The following is an 18912-nucleotide window of genomic DNA, read 5'->3' on the forward strand; positions in this document are numbered from 1 at the left end:
ATCCCCCGACAGAACCCGACAGCGGCGCCGAACGGCGCCGTTGTCGTTTTTGGCCTGATTGCGACCCGTTTCAGCGGCAGGCCTCGAACACGGCATCGTCCCACTGCCTGCGCTGGACGAAATCCGCCCGGCGCGTTCTGGCCAGCGCCTCCGTGCGCATCCTGCGCGCCCGTGCACAGGCCGCAGCATCCGCACTGATCGGAATCAACGCCCCCTGTGCACGGCCCGATCGCCGCGTCGGCCTGCGTCCACCGTTACCCGTGGGGGTTGCCTCGGCGGTGAGCGGCGCACTGCCGCGCGGCAGCGACTGCTCGGCGGGCACTTCCCAGCGCCACTCCGCCTGCCCCTGGCAAGGCGTCTGCTGGTACAGCGCACGCCCGCCGTCCGTGCACTTGTAGACCTGGGTCTGCGCCGCTGCGGATGTCGCCAGCAGCATGGCCAGCAGCCCCCATTCCGGCAGAGTCCTCATCTTCACCCCCTCCCACGACCAGCACTCATGGTCGGTACGGCGAGCGCCGCGCGCCAGAGCGATCCGCGTCACATCCGTGCTCATCCAGCACAGCCGTGCAAGCCACTGCATCGCCTCTGCGCTGTACTGCCACAGGCGACGGCCACCTTCGCCGCCGCCGTCCTTCCCTTCCGCCAAGGAAACCGCAATGAGCAACTACATCACCGTCAACGACGGCGCCCGCATCTTCTACAAGGACTGGGGCACCGGGCAACCGGTCGTTTTCGCGCACGGCTGGCCACTGTCCTCAGACGCCTGGGACCCGCAGATGCTGTTCATGGGCCAGAACGGCTTCCGCGTGATCGCCCACGACCGGCGCAGCCACGGTCGTTCCAGCCAAACCTGGGACGGCAACGACATGGACACCTACGCCGACGACTTGGCCGCGGTGATCGACGCATTGGACCTGAAGGACGCCATCCTGGTCGGCCACTCCACCGGTGGTGGCGAGGTGGCCCACTACATCGGCCGCCATGGCAGCGCGCGCGTGGCGAAGGTGGTGCTGGTCGGTGCGGTACCGCCACTGATGCTGAAGACCGCGGGCAACCCGGCCGGAACGCCACTGGAGGTCTTCGACGGCATCCGCAAGGGCACCGGCGGTGATCGTTCGCAGTTCTTCCAGGACCTGGCCACACCCTTCTTCGGCGCCAACCGTGACGGCAACACGGTCACCCAGGGCATGCGCGATTCGTTCTGGCTGCAGGGCATGCTGGGCGGTGTGAAGGGCCAGTACGACTGCATCCATGAATTCTCGGAAGTCGACTACACCGCAGATCTGCAGAAGATCGACGTGCCGGCATGGGTCGTGCACGGTGACGACGACCAGATCGTCCCCTTCGATGCGTCGGCCAAGCTGTCCTCGCAGATCATCAAGGACGCCGAACTGACGGTCTACCCCGGCGCGCCGCACGGCCTGACCGTCACCCATGCCGATCGCTTCAACGCCGACCTGCTGGCGTTCGCCCGCAAATGATGTCCCGCGGCGGCGCCCCACTGCGCCGCCGCTCCTGCGGGGTAGCGACGGGTATTGCCCAGCGAACGTATCCAGCATCCGCCGGGCATGGCCCGGCGCTACCTGTCAGATATCGCTGTGATGGTGCGGTACCGCCGTGGGCAACGGGTCATGCCCGCCGACGAAATGACGTACCACCGGCGCGCGTTCACCACGGTGCAGGGCACGCAGCACTTCCTGGATCGCCTTGTCGTCGGCCGTAATGCGTTCGTGCTGGCGCAGGTGCTCCAGCCAGGACGGGGTCACGAAATACTCCAGATGGATGCCCGGGCTGGCCACATCTTCGACCACGCCCCACACCACCGCACCGTCGCGGCGCCGGACCGTGCCCAGCGCGCGCATCTGCGCCTGGAACGATGCACGGTCGGCGGCATCGATGCGGTATTCGATCGTCACCAGCACCGGCCCGCGATCGTTGGAGACCGGCACCGACAGTTCCGGCGCCGGCCAATGACCCGCAGGGCGCAGGTTGAGATCTTCGGTGCCAGCGATTCGCACCCTCCACACCAGCAGCCCGCCGATGACCGCGCCTGCTGCCGCAACCAGCAGCGCCAGTTCCGGCGATGTTCGCTGCGCCAGCGCGCCCCAGCATAGGCCGCCGGCGGCCATGCCTGCCGAGAACACCATGATGTACAGCGCCAGCGCTCGTGCCCTCACCCACGCCGGAACCGCCGTCTGTGCGGCGATCTGCAACGAGGACAGTACCGTGATCCAGGCAAAACCGTTCACCAGCATCACCACCGGCAGCAGGTACCAGCTGCGGGTCAGCGCCAGTCCAACCAGGCTCAGTGCCAGCGCCAGCGTCGCCAGCAACACCAGCAGATCGCGGTCCAGCTGTGCGCGCAATCTAGGCAGCAGCAGCGCCCCGGCAACCGCGCCGATGCCGATGCAGCCCAGCAGCATGCCGTACTGCCCTGCACCGCCATGCATCTGCCCTCGCACCACCACCGGCAACAATGCGTTCATCGCCGCAGCGAAGAAGAAAAAGCCGACCGATTTGATCAGCACCGCCTGCAGACGCCCGGCGCGGCTGGCATAGCGCAGTCCGGCCTTCAGTCCGGCACCGAAACCTTCCGGCGGCAGGCTCGATGCCTTCGGGTCACGCTTCCAGCCCCAGACCACGAACAGCATCGCAGCGAAGGTGATGGCATTGAAGCCGAAGGCCCACACGGCTCCCAGCTGGGCGACGATCAGGCCACCGACAGCAGGCCCGATCGAACGGGCGATGTTGATGCCGATCGAATTCAGCGCCACTGCCGACGGCAGCATCGACTGCGGAACCAGCTCGGAGACGATCGCTGCCTGCGCCGGCATCGCCATCGCCGCGCCACATCCCATGCAGAACGTGAGCAGCACCAGCAGCTGCGGCGTCAGCATGCCGAGCGAGGTCAGCACCGCCATCAAGGCCGCCACTGCCAGCATCCATCCCTGGGTGGCCAGCAGGTACGTGCGGCGATCGACGATGTCGGCCAGGGTTCCTGCGGCCAGTGCCAGCAGCACGATCGGTACGGTTGTGGCTGACTGCACCAGGGCCACCATCAACGGTGATCCTGTGCGTTCGGCCATCACCCAGGCCGCGGCCACGTCATTGACCCACGTACCGATGTTGCTGGCCAGGATCGCCAGCCAGATCGAGCGGAACATGCGGATCTTCAGCGGGGACCAGGCACCTGCGGCCGGTGCGGGAGGTTGCGATGTGCGTGCATTCACCATTGCCATGCTCCAACGATCGAGGCGAACAACGTGTCCTGGCCACCGGCCTGCGTCAGCGCAGGACCGGCATCGACCCAGGCCAGCTGCAGCTGCCACTGCCAGTGTGCACTGACCTGCCAGCGGGTTTCGGATTTGTACTGGCGGCCGATCCTGCGCGCGCCGCCTGCGCTGCCGGGCAACGCCACCAGCGGTGCGGGCGTGGTGTACACCGCATCGGCGCGGCGGTGCTTCCAGGCCATCTGCATGCCCAGTTCAGTGGTGACGGATTCGTGCAACCGCAGTGTGAGGGTTGGCTGCACGTCCATCAGGTTCGCCGGCGCCAGCAGGCTGGCTTCGCTGAAGTAGGCCGATTTCGGGAACAGGGCATTGAAGGTGCCCAGCCGGGCGTCGTTCGGGCGGCCATCACCACTGGCGATGTCGGCCTTCAGTCCCAACCGTGGCTGCAAGGGCAGTTGCGGCCAACGCCAACCGGTATCGGTGGCCAGCGTCCACGCGCGGATATCAAGCTGCTCGCTGCTGGTCCGCAGCTCACCGCCCTGCACGACCAGCTCGCTGTTCCAGTCCAACGATCCGGCCTGGCCGAACCAGCGCGCCCCGAGAGTCTGCCGGCGCTCGATGCCGGCGCCTGCCGCGAAGCGGGCGTCCTCCCGGCGATAGTCCAGCAGATAGAGGTCCCACTGGCCCGGACCCTGGCCTGGCGCCGTGGTTGCATAGGCACCCCACAGATGCGCACCGCGTTCGCCACTGTCATCGAACGCACCCGGCCGGTTCTCCACCGGACGCAGTGCCATCAGTTCCAGCATGCCCAGTCCGCCCTGCCATCCGACCCTGGCACCATCGAAGGCCAGGCGGATATTCGGCCCGTCGCGCACCGACAGCAGGCGCGAGCTGCCATGGCCCGCCTCCTGCCGCCCGAGCTGCACATGCAGGCCGCCGCGCTGCCAGCGCCAGTACGCCTGCTGCACATCCAGCGCACCCCGATCGGTCCTGCCAGGTCCACCGGCCCTCCCACGCTCGCCGTGCACGCCCAGCTGCAGCATCGCCTTCCAGTCGCGTTCACCGTAGGTGGCCGACGCCAATGCGCGAAGCAGGCCGTAGCCATCCTCGCCGCCGCCGATACCGAAGCGGGTCGGGTCGTAGTACATGCCGCGCAGACGCATCGAGGCATCCAACTGCAACGTGCCGTCAGCGGCATCGCTGCAGTAGCCCCCCTCGCAGGCGAGCGCAAGGGACGGCGCGGCCAGCAGGGCGAGGCTCAGAATGCGAAGCACGAGCATCCCATCGCACCCCAGAATGCGGTCAGATCATTGCTGGGTGCTGCATGGCGCGCGGCATGGTCGTGTGCACCGTGGGTCCTGCAGGCCGCACCATGGTGATGGTGATGCGCCTTCGCCAGGCCGGTGGCCGCGCCGCTCACGTGATACCCCCCGAACCGGTTGACCGGCGACCAGTCCGGCATCGCCGGCGGCAGCTGCGGCGCCAGTCCGGCATAGTCTTCGCCGGCATGCACGATGCGGCCACCGACCACGGTAAGCACGCTGGTGATGTCGGCGATGCGGGCATCTTCGACGCGGAAGAAATCGGCGGAGAGCAGGATGAAATCGGCCAACTGGCCTTCCCTCAAGGTGCCCTTCACCGCTTCATCGCCGGAGAACCATGCGCTGCCCTGCGTCCACAGGCGCAAGGCCTGCTCGCGCTCCAGCAGGTTCTCCTCCCCATACAGCGCCAGGCCGCCGACGGTGCGCCCGGTGACCAGCCACGACAGCGCGACCCAGGGGTTGTAGCTGGCCACGCGGGTGGCGTCGGTGCCCGCGCCGACCGGCACGCCTTCGGCCAGCATGCGCTTCACCGGCGGCGTGTGCCGTGCCGCCTGCACGCCATAGCGTTCGACGAACGCTTCGCCCTGGTAGGCCATGCGGTGCTGTACCGCAATGCCTCCACCCAGTGCCCGGATCCGCTCGATGTTGCGCGGGGTGATGGTCTCGGCGTGATCGATGAACCAGTGCAGTCCATCGAACGGTACTTCGCGGTTGACCTGCTCATAGACATCGAGGATGCGGCCGATGCTCTCGTCATAGGTCGCGTGGATGCGGAACGGCCAGCGCTTCTGCACCAGCAGCTTCACCACATCATGCAGCTCCGGCTCCAGTTCCGGCGGCAGCTCGGGGCGTGGTTCGCTGAACAGCTCGAAGTCCGCTGCCGAGAACACCAGCATCTCGCCGGCGCCGTTGTGGCGCAGCAGATCATCGCCCTGGCGGGGCTGCAGGATCTCACTCCAGCCACGGAAGTCATCCACTTCCTTGCCTTTGTTCTGCGTGAACAGGTTGTAGGCGATACGCACGGTCAGCTGGTCGTCGCGGTGCAGCTGCTCGATGACCTGGTAGTCCTCGGGATAGTTCTGGAAGCCTCCCCCGGCATCGATCACCGAGGTGATGCCGAGCCGGTTCAACTCGCGCATGAAGTGACGGGTGGAGTTGGCCTGGTATTCGACCGGCAGGCGTGGCCCCTTGGCCAGCGTCGCATACAGAATCAACGCATTGGGCTTGGCCAGCAGCAGGCCGGTGGGGTTGCCCAGCGAATCGCGCACGATCTGGCCACCGGGCGGGTCCGGCGTTTCGCGGGTGTAGCCGCATGCACGCAGCGCCGCCCCGTTGAGCAGCGCGCGGTCATACAGGTGCAGCAGGAACACCGGCGTATCCGGTGCGATCTGGTTGAGCTCCTGCAGGGTCGGCAGGCGCTTCTCGTGGAACTGGGCGGCGGTGAAGCCCCCCACCACGCGCACCCATTGCGGCGCCGGGGTGCGATCGACCTGTGCCTTGAGCATGGCCATTGCATCGGCCAGCGAACGCAGCCCGTCCCAGCGCAGCTCCAGGTTGTAGTTCAGGCCACCACGGATGAGGTGGGTGTGACTGTCGTTGAGGCCGGGCACCAGTCGCCTGCCCTGCGCGTCGATGAGCGTGGCTTCGGCTCCCCAACCACGCATGATCTCTTCATCGCTGCCTACGGCGATGATGCGCCCTTCCTGTACGGCCAGCGCCTGTGCATGCGGACGGTGTGGATCGAGCGTGGTGATGCGGGCGTTGCGGATGACCAGTGTGTGCATGCGGCGCTCCTTGGGGGCGGAATCGAGGGCCTTGCCGGCCTGTCCGGCAAGGCCCAGCGCCACGGCAGCGCCGGTGCCCAGTACGACGCTGCGGCGGCCGGGATCGAGTGGCTCATGGTTCATGCGATGTCTCCGGGAAATACGGGGCTGTCCAGCGCCCAGGCTCCCGGCCCGGCCAGCGCGATGGCCAGCAGGACGAGGGTCCACATCAGGGGGTACTCGGCGCCGGCGCGCATCCAGAACCAGCCCTTGGGCACGGCCAGCAGCACGGTGAAGCCGATGAACGCCGCTGCGGCCAGCGCAGCGATGCGTGTCTGCCAGCCCAGCAGTACGGCCATTCCGGACAGCACCTGCAGCCCGGCCAGCAGCAATGGCAGAGGCGCCGCCGACGGCAGGCCGAAGCCACGCAGTTCGGCCGCGAAACCGCTCAGGCCAGGGCCACCGAACCAGCCGAACAGCTTGCCCAGCGCGTGGGGCAGCAGGAAGCCGCCCGCCGCCACGCGCAGGATCAGCAGCGCCAGGTCGAGCCCCGGATCCATGGTCAGTGCCCGCCTTCCTGGGCGCCGAACATGGTCTTGGCGTACTGGATGCCGATGCCGTAACCGCCCGCGTGATCACGGGCGATGCCGGTGGTCAGGCCATAGGTCTCGCCGCGCGCCCAGTCGCGCTGCAGCTCCAGCAGGTACTGCACGCTGGTCATCGGCACCGCACCGGCCTGCACCATGCGGGCGATCGCCCGCTCATGTGCTTCCACGCTGACATCGCCGCAGGCGTCGGTGATCACGTACACCTGGAAACCCTGCTCCAGCGCTGACAGCGCAGGCCCCACGATGCACACGCTGGTCCACAGCCCGGCCATCACCAGGCGACGCCTGCCGATGCGATTGATCTCATCGATCACCGGCTGGTCTTCCCAGGTGTTCATGGAGGTGCGATCGAACACCTTCTGCCCGGGGAAGATCACCGGCAGCTCCGGAAACATCGGGCCGGAGAACGAGGTCTCCGCGACCGTGGTCAGCACCACGGGCACATTGAAACCCTGCGCGCCCTTGCTGATCAGCGCGACGTTGTTGCGCAGCGCCGAGATGTCGATCGTGTGGGTTGCAAATGCCATCTGCGACTGGAAATCGATCAGGACCAGTGCGTGATCGGTGGGCGATAGCAGGCCTTTGGCAGGAATTGCGGTAGCGACGCTCATGGATGGACTCCGTTGCGAACAAGGGCAGGGGGAAGGGACAGGGCTGCATCTCCAGCCAGGTACTGGCCGGGGCTGCAGCCGGTCTCCGCGCGGAAGCTGCGGACGAAATGGCTCTGGTCGAAGAAGCCCAGCTGCTGCGCCAGGCAGGACATCGGCAGTTGCACGACGGGCAGCAGCTGGCGGGCACGCTCGATACGGCGGCGGCGCACGTAGCGCAGTGGGCTCGCGCCGGTTCCGGTGCGGAACAGCCGCACCAGATGGAAGCGGCTCACGCAGGCCGCGTCAGCCAGCTCGGTGACCCGCATCGGCTGTGACAGGTGTTCATCGATGTAATGCAGCGCACGCTGCAGAGCGGCAGCCTGCCGGGGCGGCAGCGCCGCGACGGTCGGAACAGGGCGGGATACGGTAGCCATGGAGGGGTGCCACGACGGGGTGCCCCATGGTGCGGGGCGCCGGCACGATGCCCTACCCCCGACGGACGAGGGCAGCACCTACCCGAATGGGGGAGACCGTCGCTCCAGCACACGTCGTCCGAACAGCCGCGCGTCCAGCGAGTAGGCACCCGGCCCAAGTGCCAGCAGGGCCAACGGCAGCAACGCCAGGGCCCACGGCACGGACTGCCAGAACAGGCACGGCACGGCCAGCAGCGCCGACAGCGGCGTCAGCACCCCCAGCAGCAGCGACAGGGCGACCAGCAGGCAGGCAGCCGTCAGCCAGCCCGCGTCGGACGGGCGCGCGCACAGCGCTGCGACCACGCACAGCCGCAGCCACAACAGGCCGGCGCCGGGACCGCGGTCAGGAAACATCACGAACAGGCGCTGCATGGAGAGTCTCTGTGGTCCATGCCGGCGTGATAGCCGAGTGCCGCGGCAGGCGCCTACCCCGTTCGGGTCACCCCGCCCTGCCCCGCACCTGCGAGAATGCGCTGCATGCATGGCTGCCCCTTCCCTTCCCTGCGTCGCCTGACGGCGTTGCTGATGTGCCTGCTGCTGTGCATCGCCCTGCCCGCCCACGCCGTGCAGCGCCCGGCAGTGAGCAGCGGGCTGCCCGGCTACGAGCACACCGCCTGGCGGGTGGGACAGGGCGCACCCGGCGATATCTGGGACATCGCCCAGGATCGCGACGGCCTGCTCTGGCTGGCCACCGGCTCCGGGCTGTACCGCTTCGACGGGCGTCGCTTCGAGCGGCAGCCCGCACCGCCCGGCAGCCGATTTCCCTCCACCAACATGGTCACCCTGGTGCCCGGCGATGGCGATGCGCTGTGGATCGGCTATTTCCAGGCGGGCATCAGCCAGTTCGCCAATGGCCAGCTGCGCAACTTCGGGCGCGCGGAAGGGGTTCCGGTCGGCGTGGTGCCACGCTTCAGCCGCGACCAGCAGGGACGCCGCTGGGCCGCCATCAACGGCGGGCTGCGCTGGTTCGACGGCAAGCGCTGGCGGCCGCCACCGGCCAGCGCAGGCCTGCCCGAGCGGCGCGTGCAGTGGGTCCTGCAGGACAGCCGCAATACCTTCTGGGTGCTGGCCGACCTGAAGATCTGGAAACGCGCGCCGGGTGCCGTCCGCTTCCAGGACACCGGCATCGCTGTCTCGCAGATGGCCACGTTGGTGGAGAGCCCGCTGGGCGAGGTGTGGCTGGCCGACCGCGTGCGCGGCACCTCGCCGCTGGCCAACGCGGAGGGTGTGCTGCCACAGCACGAGCGCGAAGCACGCCGCCTGCCGGAGCTGGTCGCTGCGCGGCTGCAGTTCACCGCTGATGGCGCGCTGTGGGCGACGATGAGCCCGCACGGTGGGGTCGCCAGGGTCACGTTCGATGGCAGGCGCGCCGTGCGCATGGAACGTTTCGATTCACCGGATGGCCTGACCGCAACGTCGGCCGTGCCGATCATGGCCGACCGCGAAGGCAATATCTGGGTCGGCACCAATCTCGGCCTCAACCGCTTCCGCGCGCGCAGCGTGAAAACGCTGTCGGCCGGTCCTGCCGATCCGTATCGCTCGCTGGTCCGTGCCAGCGATGGCCGCGTGTATGGCTACGGCGAGGATCTGGCACCTTATGACCTGCGCCGGGAGCTGCTCGACGGCAGTGGCGCGCAACTGAAAGCCGCTGCACGCGGCGCGCCGACGCCGATCTGGCAATTCGACTGGGTCAATCTCGCGCGCACGCGTAACGGCCGGACCGCACGGATCGCACTGCCGGCGCCGTTCACCGGCCAGCCACTGCACGCGCTGCTGTTTCCCGATGACGAGCAGGCCTGGGTCTGTACCGGCGAGCGCGGCGTGCTGCATTACGCGCAGGGCCGTTGGCAGCGCGAAACGCGCCTGCCCGAGCAGGCCTGTTCCTCCCTGGCAATGGACGACAACGGCCAGCTGCTGCTGGGGTATGCCGATGGACGCCTGCGCCATCTGGGTGATAGCACGATCGAGACCTTCGGTGCCGCGCAGGGGTTGTCAGTGGGGCCGGTGACTGCCCTGCTGCAGCAGCGCGATCTGTTGCTGGTCGCCGGCGAATCGGGCCTGGCCGCACGCCTGGGCGGCGGACGTTTCATGCCGGTACGCACCGACCTTGCGGGCGTGCTCGAAGGCATCACCGGCATGGTGGCCGATGCACAGGGCCGGCTCTGGCTCAACGGCAGCCGCGGCCTGGTGCGTCTGGACAGCGCGCATCTGCGGCACGCGCTGCGCGCCGGCCTGCCGGTGACGCCGCGCCTGTTCGATGCCGTGGACGGCATGCCGGGCGTCGCCCTGCAGAGCGGTCCGATCTCCACGGCGGTGCTGGCCGGCGACGGGCTGCTCTGGCTGGCCACCAACCAGGGCCTGGCATGGCTGGACACGACCCACGCGCACGTCAACAGCATGGCGCCAAGCGTCCGCATCGGCGATGTGCTGTACGGCAACGTGCACGAACCACTGCGTGACAATATGCGCCTGCCCGCTGGTACCACCCAGCTGCAGATCGACTACGTGGCCCTTTCACTGGCCCGGCCCGAACGCAACCGCTACCGCTATCGACTGTCGGGTGTCGACGAGGACTGGCAGGACGCCGGCAGCAGCACCCGCGCCTACTACACCAACCTGGCCCCCGGCAGCTACCGCTTCGAGGTGGAGGCCGCCAACGAAGACGGCATCTGGAGCCGGGTGCCGGCGCATCGCAGCTTCCGCATCGCACCGACCTTCATGCAGACGGTCTGGTTCAAGCTGCTGTGCGCGCTGCTGGTGCTGGCGGTGCTGGTGATGGCCGTACGGATCCGCAGCGGACAGCTGGCCGCGCTGTTCCGGGCCCGGCTGCAGGAGCGCAACGGCGAACGCGAGCGCATCGCCCGTGACCTGCATGACACGCTGCTGCAGGGCAGCCAGGGCCTGATCCTGCGCCTGCACGCGATCAGCCAGTCACCACAGACACCGGAAACCGTGCGCAGCCAGCTGGAATCGGCGATGCAGCTGGCCGAACGCAATCTGGCCGAGGGCCGCGAACGGGTCAACGCCCTGCGCGACGGTCCCTTCGCGGGTCGTGATCTGGCCTCGGCCCTGGCCGATGTGCACGCTGAGTACGCCGGCCAGGGCACCAACCCACTGCGCCTGACCGTGGAAGGCACCCCGCCCCGCCTGCAGCCGGATGCTGCCGAGGAGGTGTTCCTGATCGGCCGCGAGGCGATCCGCAATGCATTGCGGCATGCGCACGCCAGCGCCATCGAGGTCGAGCTGTCCTACGGTGCCCGCTGCTTCCTGCTGCATGTCCGCGATGACGGCGTTGGCATTGCCGACGACCATGCCGGTGCCGGCCACTGGGGGCTGCAGGGCATGCGCGAGCGCGCGCAGCGGCTGGGCGCGGCGCTGAAGCTGTGGACGCGGCCCGGCCTGGGCACTGAAGTGGCGCTGTCGGTCCCCGCGCGCCGCCTCTATCACCGAAGGCCGTCGCGCTGGCGCTGGCCCTGGAGCAGACCTGACCATGACTGAGCTCTCCCCTCCCATCGGCGTGCTGGTGGTCGATGACCACCCGCTGCTGCGCGACGGCCTGGCGGCCCTGCTCGGCGCCCAGCCGGACCTGCGGCTGCTGGGCGAAGCTGCCGACGGTGAAGAAGCCATCGCGCAGTACCAGCATCTGCAACCGGACGTGGTGCTGATGGACCTGCAGATGCCCCGGCTGGACGGTGTCGAGGCCATCATGCGGATCCGCGCGCTCGACCCGCGTGCCCGCATCATCGTGCTGACCACCTACCGCGGCGACGTGCGCGCGGTGCGCGCCCTGCAGGCCGGTGCCAGCGCGTACCTGCTCAAGGACATGCTGCGCCATGAACTGATCGATACCATCCGCATGGTGGCCGGTGGTCGCCGTGCGCCTATTCCACCCGCGGTGGCCGCCAGCATCGCCGCGCACGTGGTGGAGGACCGGCTGTCGCCGCGCGAAACCGAGGTGCTGCGGCATGTTGCCGGCGGACTCTCGAACAAGCGCATCGGCGAACGCATGCAGATCTCGGAGCAGACGGTGAAAGCGCACATGAAGAGCCTGATGGACAAGCTGGGCGTCGGCGACCGCACCCATGCGGTCACCCAGGCCCTGCGCCGCGGCATCATCAGCCTGGACGACAGCGGCCACGATTGACGCGCGGCTGCGCGCGCAGCGCTCAGCGCAGGCGGATCAGCAGGCTGCCACCGGCACAGAGCGTCGCCAGCCATGCCACCCCATGCCACCCCCACTGCGCCAATGCCAGGCTGCCAAGTGCCCCTCCGGCCGCCATGCCGATGAACATGCCGGTGAACAGCACTGCATTGAGACGGCTGCGTGCGGCGGGCGCCAGGCCATACACCAGTGTCTGGTGGGCCACCAGGGCCGACTGGAAGCCGAAATCGAACAGCAGTGCGCTGGCCACCAGCAGCGGCAGCAGTGCCGCTGCGGGCAGCCACGATTCGGCGAGCAGCAGTGCAAAGCCAAGCAATGCCACCATGATCGCCAGGCGTGCCACTGCGGGGCTGCCCAGCCTGTCGGCGAAGCGACCGGCGAACGGCGCCGCCAGCGCGCCCGCCGCACCGGCAATACCGAAGGCGCCGGCGGCAGCACTGCCCAGTCCCAGACGCGCATGCAGCATCAGCGCCAGGGTTGACCAGAACGCGCTGAAACCCACCGCCAGCAACGACTGGCTCGCCACCGCCCGGCGCAGCTGCGGCTGCTCCCGCCACAGCGACAGCAACGAGCCCAGCAGCGCCGGATAGCGCAGGGTGCTGGTGGGTGCGAAGCGGGGCAGTGCACGCGCCATCACCACCCCCATCGCCGCCACGGACACGGCCGCCAGCACGAACTGGGTGCGCCAGCCCCAGGCTTCGGCCACCATCCCGCTGACCACGCGCGACAGCAGGATGCCCAGCAGCAGACCGGTCATCACCCGTCCGACCACCTGCCCGCGTTGCGCATCCGGAGCCAGCGCCGCAGCGGCAGGCACGATGTCCTGGGCCAGCGTTGCCATCAACCCGACCAGCAGGCTGGCCATCAGCAGGCCCGGCAGGTGCCCCGCCCCGGCCGCTGCGGCGAGTGCAACCGACAGCAGCGCGGACTTCAGCAGGATCAGCGACCGGCGGTCGAAACGATCCCCCAAGGGCGCCAGCAGCAGGATGCCCAGCGCATAGCCGAGCTGGGTCAGGGTCGGCACCAGACCTGCCGCGCGCTCGCCCGCGGACAGGTCCTGGGCGATCAGTCCCAGCATCGGCTGGCTGTAATAGAGCGATGCCACCGAAAACCCGGCACCGGCCGCCATCGCCAGTACCAGGGAGGTGGAAGGAGCCACGACCGGCGGGGCGGTCACGGAAAGCGTGGGGGTGGACATCAGCAACTCCAGTCAGGGAACGGGAGGCAGCCTGCGCCTATTCGCCTCACGTCTGTAGTAGGATCAAATGAATAATTTTCATACATGGTGCGTATGATGGACATGGCCCCGGGCGCCGACCGGCTCGACCTGCTGCGCACCTTCCTGCGCATCGTCGACGCCGGCAGCCTGTCTGCCGCCGCCGTGCAGCTGGGTACCACCCAGCCCACCGTGAGCCGCCGCCTGCAGGCACTGGAACGGCAACTGGGCCTGCGACTGCTGCACCGGTCCACGCATGGTCTGCAGCTGACCGAGGAGGGCATGCGCTGCCAGCGGCACGCGCAGCGGGTGGTGGAAGAATGGGAAACGCTCCAGGCCGAACTGCAGGGACAACCCGACGTGCTGCGTGGGCGCCTGCGTGTGATGGTGCCGCATGCGTTTGGACAGGCACAGCTGCTGCCGACCATGCTCGCCTTCCTCGCCCGGCATCCACAGTTGAGCCTGGAGTGGATCCTCGAAGACCGGCGCCCGGACTTCATTGCCGAGGGCGTCGACTGTGCGGTGCGGGTCGGCCCGGTGGACGAGCCACGCATGGTCGCGCTGCCGCTGGCCGAAGTCCCACGCATCGTGGTCGCCGCGCCTTCGCTGGTCGATCCCGATGCGGTGACCACCGCTGCACAGGCGCAGGCATTGCCCTGGATCTCCCTCGTCACCTACTACCGCGAACGCCTGCTGCTGTACGACGCACGCGGGCGTCCGCACACACTGTCGATCACGCCGCGCCTGCTCAGTGACAACCTGTTCGTGGTCCAGCAGGCGGCGCGTGCGGGCCTGGGTGCGGCGGTGGTATCGGCCTGGCTGGTCGCCGAGGATCTGGCGCACGGCCGCCTGGTCCAGTTGTTGCCGGGCTGGGAAGCGCCGCCCCTGCCGGTGCATGTGGTGTTTCCTGCCGCGCGCCAGCAGCCGGCGCGGCTGCGCGCCTTCATCGATGCGATGAAGGCCGCCCTGCCGCAGCTGCATGGAATGCGGCCGACTCCCGGTCTCAGTTCAACCGCGCCTTGATCAACGGTCGGAGCAGGTAGTTCAGGACGCTGCGCTTGCCGGTCAGGATGTCCACATCCGCCACCATGCCGGGAATGATCGGCAGGGCCTCGCCGTGCCGCCGCAGCTGGCTGCCATCGGTGCGGATCAGCACCTGGTAGAACGATTCCTTGCCCCGCGGCGTATCCTCCTCGATGGTATCGGCACTGATCTGCTCGACGGTGCCGCTGAGTTCGCCGTAGATGGTGTAGTCATAGGCGGTGATCTTGACCTTGGCCGGCATGCCCGGCACCAGGAACGCGACGTCGCGCGGCTTGACGCGGGCTTCCACCAGCAGCCGTTCCTCCACCGGAATCACCTCCATGATCGGCTCGCCGGGAGGAATCACGCCACCGCGGGTATTGATCAGCACCGTGTTGACCCGCCCACGCACGGGCGACAGGATCTCGGTGCGCCGCAGCTGGTCCTGCCGTTGGTGCACGATCGGCTCCAGTGCGGACAACTCCGCCTTCAGCTTGGAGCGTTCGGTATAGGCTTCCTGGAAATAGGTGTTGCGCAACTCGCTGAGCTTGCCGGTCAACGTGGCGATTTCCTGGGTCAGCTTCAACTCTTCCATCTGGCTGACGGCGTTGCGCGCGACCAGCGGCCGCACGATCCGCAGCTGGTCGCGTGCGATCGACAGCTGCTGGCCGATGGCTGCCGAACTCTGCTGCAATGTCGCACGGCGGGACTGGTACAGCTCCCGCTCCGAACGTGCCAGCGCGCTCCCGGCTGGAATGTCGTCCGGGAACTCGATGGCACCTTTGCCCAGCACCTCCGCATCCAGTCGCGCGATTGCGGCCCGCAGCACCTGCGACTGGTTGGCCGATTCCTCGTAGTTGGTGCGGAAGTGGGTTTCCTCCAGCCGCACCAGCGGCTGGCCCACTTCGACCAGGTCTCCCTCCTTCACCAGCAGGCGATCGAGGATGCCGCCTTCCAGGCTCTGGATCTTCTGCATGCGGCTGTACGGCACCACCCTGCCCTCGCCACGGGTCACCTGGTCCAGCTGCGCAAGCGCGGCCCAGCCCACGGCGATGGCCACCGTCGCCAGCAGCACCCACAACAGCGGTCGGTACACGGGATGCGTGGACGCCAGCAGTGGATCCGCAAGCTCGCGCCGCAGTCGCTGCGAACGCTTCTGCCGCTCAACCATGATGTCCTCCCGCGACCGCGGCGATCGGCTGCACCTGGTTGCCCTGCACCACCTGCTCCAATGGGCCGTCCATGATGATCCTGCCGTTGCGCATCACCACGGCACGCTCGACGAGGGCCAGCATGCTGCGCTTGTGGGTGGTCAGTACCAGCGTGCGCTGGCCGAGCCAACGCTGCAGGAACTGGATGACATGGGTCTCGCTCTGCTGGTCGAAGGCGGCGGTGGGCTCATCCAGCAGCACGACAGGCGGATCCTGCAGGATCACCCGGGCCAGGCCGATGGCCTGGCGCTGGCCACCGGACAGGCTGCCGTTGCCCATCACCAGCTGGTCCAGCCCCAACGGATTGCCGCGCACGAAAGGCCCCATGCCCACCGCATCCAGCGCCTCCAGCAGTTCCTCGTCCCGCCAGGCGGCACCTTCCAGATTGAGGTTGTCGCGCAGGCTGCCATGGAACAGCGCCACATCCTGCGGCAGATAGCCGATGTTGCGTGCGCGGTCACCGGGATCGATCTGTGCCAGCGCCACATCGTCCAGCAGCAGGCGTCCCTGCTGCGGCGTCACCAGTCCGGACAGAACACGCAGCAGGCTGGACTTGCCGGCACCGTTGCCGCCCAGCAGCGCCACCCGCTGCCCAGGTGCGATGGACAGCGCCTGCACGTCGACCACCCACGGCCCTTCGCCCAGCGCCAGGCGGACATCGTGAAGCTGGTAGGCACCCTGCAGGCGCGACCGGTGCACGAACCGGGCGCCCTGTGGGCGCTCCTGCTCGGCGCCCATCAACTGGTCCAGCCCCTCCATGGCGACGCGGGTGTGCTGCCAGCGCCCCAGCACCGCCGCAACCTGCGCCAGCGGCGCGATCGCCCGCGATGACAGGATCGAGCACGCCACCAGTGCGCCCACGGTCATCGCACCGTCATTGATGCGGTAGACACCGAAGGCAACCACACCCACATACGCAAGCTGCTGCACCACGGCCGCGCCATGGCTGAGGCTGGCGGTGAGCGTACTTGTCTTCAATGCCGTTCCCGCCAGCTGCGCCGTCAGGCTTTCCCAGTGCTTCAGGCTGCGGCCTTCGGCACGCGTGGCCTTTACTGATTCCAGGTGTTCAAAGGCCTCCAGCAGCACGCTGTTCTTCATCGCCCCTTCGCGCAGATTCTGCCGCGACAGCTCACCCAGCCGGCGCTGCGCGAGCACGCCCGGCAGCACCATCAGGACACAGGCCACCACCGGCACCCAGACCACATGCCCACCGATCAGCGCGATCAGCAGCAGGAACACGAACACGAACGGCAGGTCGCTGAGCAGCGCAGCGGTGGACGAGGTGAAGAAATCACGCACGCCCTCAAACTCGCGCACCTGCGTACTGAATGCCCCCATCGACGCCGGCTTGGCGTTGATCCGGGTCCCCAGCACGCGGGCGAACAGCAGCGTTCCCAGCTGCAGGTCCATGCGCTTGCCGAGCACATGCAGCAGCTGCCCGCGCAGGACGCGCAGCACCCCTTCGATGATGACCGCCAGGGCAACGCCACTGGCCAGCACCCATAGCGTGTCGAACGCTGCCACCGGCACCACCCGGTCATAGACCTGCATGGCGAAGATCGCCGTCGCAATGGCCAGCAGGTTGGCCACGAATGCGGCGGCCCCCACCTCGACATAGGAGCGCCACAGCTGACGCAGTGGCCCGTAGAACCAGTGCTCGCCCCGGCCCGCGGCGAAATCGCCGACCCGGCCATCCGAGCGGAAGCGCGGTTTGGCGAACACTGCAGTACCACTGTACAGCGCCTGCAGTGCCTGCAGCGGCATGGCCTGTGTGCCACCCTCGGCCTGTGGCACCTCCACCTGCGCCTGGTCATCGCTGATCGCCGTCAACAACAGCGTGTTCCCATTGTTCAGCAGCAGCAGGACCGGCAGCAGATAGGCGTCGATGTCGGTCAGCTCGAAGGCCTCCACGCGGGCGTTCAGATCCGCCCGCCGCAGCGCGCGTGGTACCCGCTGCAATGGCAGCCGCCCCTGCTCCAGAGCGATGCCGTCAACCAGCTCGGCAGCACCCAGCGGCCGGCCCAGCCGCTCGCACAGCAGCAGCAGGCCATCCTGCAGCGGGTCGCGCGGCGTGTTGCCGCTGCCGGTGGTGGTCGATTCAATGCGCGGCGTCTGCATGCGTCCTCCCTCCAAGCAACTCACCCAGCTGCCCGATCTGGGCGGCAGCGCGATAATCGATACGGACACGCTCCATGCGCAGAGTTGCCAGCTGGCGTTCGGCCTCCATCCGCTCGCGCTGCACGCTGAGCAGATCGATGATGTCGCGGCGTCCGACCTGGAACTGGTCGTGATACAGGCCGCCGACGTGCGTGGACTCCTCCACCTGTTGCTGCAGCGCCTGCTCACGCAGTACCAGCGCGTCGGCGTTGTCGAACAAGGTGCGCATCTTGCGCCGCAGATCACGACGGGTGGCGTCGGCACTCCACTGCGCCGCCTCCAGTCGCTGCCGGGCCGCCGCCGGCCGCTGGAAATTGCTGAAGCCGCGCAGGACATCCATGCGCAGGCGCAGCGAAACCACCGAATCGTTCTCCATCTGCCCGCCGATCTCGCGGCGCAGCGCCGATGCCTCCACGTTGAGCTGTGGCTTCAATGCCGCGCGCGATTCGGCCAGCTCCGCCTCGGCTGCCGCGGCATCCTCGCGCGATTCCCGCAGCAGCGGCGCGGCCTCGATTGCTGCATCCAGGCCGTCACGCTGCCACGCCCGCCGTCCGGCAGGCAGGTCCGGCGCCTGCAGCGGGCCAGGATCCCGGCCCAGCAGCAGGGCCAGCTGGTTGTTGGCATCGCGCAACGCGCCTTCCTCGAACGCCAGCTGGTCCTGGCCGCGCGCGAACTCCAGCTGCGCGCGATCCAGCTCGGTGCGGTCGGCGTAGCCGCTGCCGCTGCGGTCGCGTGCCATGCCGCGGACGCCCTCGATCCGCTGCAGGAAGTCACGCACGGCCACCACTCTTTCGCGGGCGACCAGCACGTCCAGGTAGGTCTCGATGATATCCAGCGCTGCATCGTCCCGGGCGACCTCCAGCGCTGCCAGATAGCGGCGCTGGGTCGCACTGGCGGCCTCGACCTGGCTGCGCGTCCGGCCCCAGTCGAACAGCATCTGCGACAGCGTGACGTCGTACACCATCTCGGACATGTGTCCGGCCTGCGGTCCGCCGGAGATCTGCAGTGCGGGAAAGTAGCCCCCCCGTGCGATTTTCACGTCGGTGCCTGCCCGTTCCGCTTCGCTCAGCGCCGCACGCACCCGGGGATGGATCGCCAGTCCGGTCTCCACAGCCTGCTCCACACTCATCGCACTGGCCCCCGCCGGCAGGCCGCAC

Annotated in this window: 16 protein-coding genes; 4 read left to right on the forward strand and 12 right to left on the reverse strand. The window is 68.3% G+C overall.

Annotated elements, in window-relative coordinates:
* Positions 1 to 70 precede the first annotated feature (70 nt).
* Positions 71 to 469: a DUF4124 domain-containing protein gene (locus tag ACZK08_RS11620; protein WP_155761065.1), complete on the reverse strand. Its 399-nt coding sequence runs from the start codon at positions 467 to 469 to the stop codon at positions 71 to 73.
* Between the two features lie 187 nt (positions 470 to 656).
* Between ACZK08_RS11620 and ACZK08_RS11625 the strand changes: the two genes are divergently transcribed.
* On the forward strand, positions 657 to 1481 hold the full coding sequence (locus tag ACZK08_RS11625; protein WP_065175255.1) for an alpha/beta fold hydrolase: 825 nt from the start codon (positions 657 to 659) through the stop codon (positions 1479 to 1481).
* A gap of 105 nt (positions 1482 to 1586) precedes the next feature.
* On the opposite strand, the gene ACZK08_RS11630 is transcribed toward ACZK08_RS11625, so the two are convergent.
* From ACZK08_RS11630 to ACZK08_RS11660, 7 genes are all read right to left on the reverse strand, one after another.
* Positions 1587 to 3233: an MFS transporter gene (locus ACZK08_RS11630; RefSeq protein ID WP_065182952.1), complete on the reverse strand. Its 1647-nt coding sequence runs from the start codon at positions 3231 to 3233 to the stop codon at positions 1587 to 1589.
* Positions 3227 to 4510 (reverse strand): alginate export family protein, encoded by a 1284-nt coding sequence (locus ACZK08_RS11635; RefSeq protein ID WP_065182954.1) that lies wholly within the window; start codon positions 4508 to 4510, stop codon positions 3227 to 3229. Before ACZK08_RS11635 ends, ACZK08_RS11630 begins: the two co-directional genes overlap by 7 nt.
* Positions 4489 to 6336, reverse strand: a complete 1848-nt coding sequence (locus ACZK08_RS11640; RefSeq protein WP_196768765.1) for an amidohydrolase — start codon at positions 6334 to 6336, stop codon at positions 4489 to 4491. The genes ACZK08_RS11635 and ACZK08_RS11640 overlap by 22 nt, the downstream gene beginning before the upstream one ends.
* 119 nt (positions 6337 to 6455) lie before the next feature.
* Positions 6456 to 6875: a DoxX family protein gene (locus ACZK08_RS11645; protein WP_065182957.1), complete on the reverse strand. Its 420-nt coding sequence runs from the start codon at positions 6873 to 6875 to the stop codon at positions 6456 to 6458.
* A gap of 2 nt (positions 6876 to 6877) precedes the next feature.
* The gene (locus ACZK08_RS11650; RefSeq protein ID WP_065182959.1) at positions 6878 to 7534 is read right to left on the reverse strand and encodes a hydrolase; all 657 of its coding nucleotides are present in this window, start codon (positions 7532 to 7534) and stop codon (positions 6878 to 6880) included.
* The gene (locus tag ACZK08_RS11655) at positions 7531 to 7947 is read right to left on the reverse strand and encodes a helix-turn-helix transcriptional regulator (protein WP_065175261.1); all 417 of its coding nucleotides are present in this window, start codon (positions 7945 to 7947) and stop codon (positions 7531 to 7533) included. Before ACZK08_RS11655 ends, ACZK08_RS11650 begins: the two co-directional genes overlap by 4 nt.
* Before the next feature lie 78 nt (positions 7948 to 8025).
* Positions 8026 to 8358, reverse strand: coding sequence for a hypothetical protein (locus ACZK08_RS11660; protein ID WP_065182961.1), 333 nt, complete (start codon positions 8356 to 8358; stop codon positions 8026 to 8028).
* A 96-nt stretch (positions 8359 to 8454) separates the two neighbouring features.
* Here ACZK08_RS11660 and ACZK08_RS11665 point away from each other — a divergent pair, with 96 nt between their 5' ends.
* Both ACZK08_RS11665 and ACZK08_RS11670 read left to right on the forward strand, forming a co-directional pair.
* Positions 8455 to 11484, forward strand: coding sequence for a sensor histidine kinase (locus ACZK08_RS11665; RefSeq protein WP_065182964.1), 3030 nt, complete (start codon positions 8455 to 8457; stop codon positions 11482 to 11484).
* Complete coding sequence (locus ACZK08_RS11670; protein WP_065175264.1) at positions 11477 to 12130, forward strand: response regulator; 654 nt, start codon at positions 11477 to 11479, stop codon at positions 12128 to 12130. Before ACZK08_RS11665 ends, ACZK08_RS11670 begins: the two co-directional genes overlap by 8 nt.
* Before the next feature lie 22 nt (positions 12131 to 12152).
* On the opposite strand, the gene ACZK08_RS11675 is transcribed toward ACZK08_RS11670, so the two are convergent.
* Positions 12153 to 13346 carry an MFS transporter gene (locus tag ACZK08_RS11675; protein ID WP_065182965.1) on the reverse strand — a complete coding sequence of 398 codons (1194 nt, stop codon included), beginning with the start codon at positions 13344 to 13346 and terminating at the stop codon, positions 12153 to 12155.
* A 93-nt stretch (positions 13347 to 13439) separates the two neighbouring features.
* Between ACZK08_RS11675 and ACZK08_RS11680 the strand changes: the two genes are divergently transcribed.
* Positions 13440 to 14387 (forward strand): LysR family transcriptional regulator, encoded by a 948-nt coding sequence (locus ACZK08_RS11680; protein WP_065182966.1) that lies wholly within the window; start codon positions 13440 to 13442, stop codon positions 14385 to 14387.
* Here the strand turns inward: ACZK08_RS11680 and ACZK08_RS11685 are convergent.
* From ACZK08_RS11685 to ACZK08_RS11695, 3 genes are read right to left on the reverse strand one after another with little or no spacing between them, the layout of a single operon-like run.
* Complete coding sequence (locus ACZK08_RS11685) at positions 14368 to 15558, reverse strand: beta-barrel domain-containing protein (protein WP_005414746.1); 1191 nt, start codon at positions 15556 to 15558, stop codon at positions 14368 to 14370. The genes ACZK08_RS11680 and ACZK08_RS11685 overlap by 20 nt on opposite strands.
* Positions 15551 to 17716, reverse strand: coding sequence for a type I secretion system permease/ATPase (locus ACZK08_RS11690; protein WP_065182967.1), 2166 nt, complete (start codon positions 17714 to 17716; stop codon positions 15551 to 15553). The genes ACZK08_RS11685 and ACZK08_RS11690 overlap by 8 nt, the downstream gene beginning before the upstream one ends.
* Entirely contained in the window at positions 17697 to 18884 is a 1188-nt protein-coding gene (locus ACZK08_RS11695; protein WP_231107804.1) for a TolC family protein, read from the reverse strand. The genes ACZK08_RS11690 and ACZK08_RS11695 overlap by 20 nt, the downstream gene beginning before the upstream one ends.
* Positions 18885 to 18912: the final 28 nt, after the last annotated feature.

The sequence above is a fragment of the Stenotrophomonas sp. 112478_Sma genome (assembly GCF_056479905.1).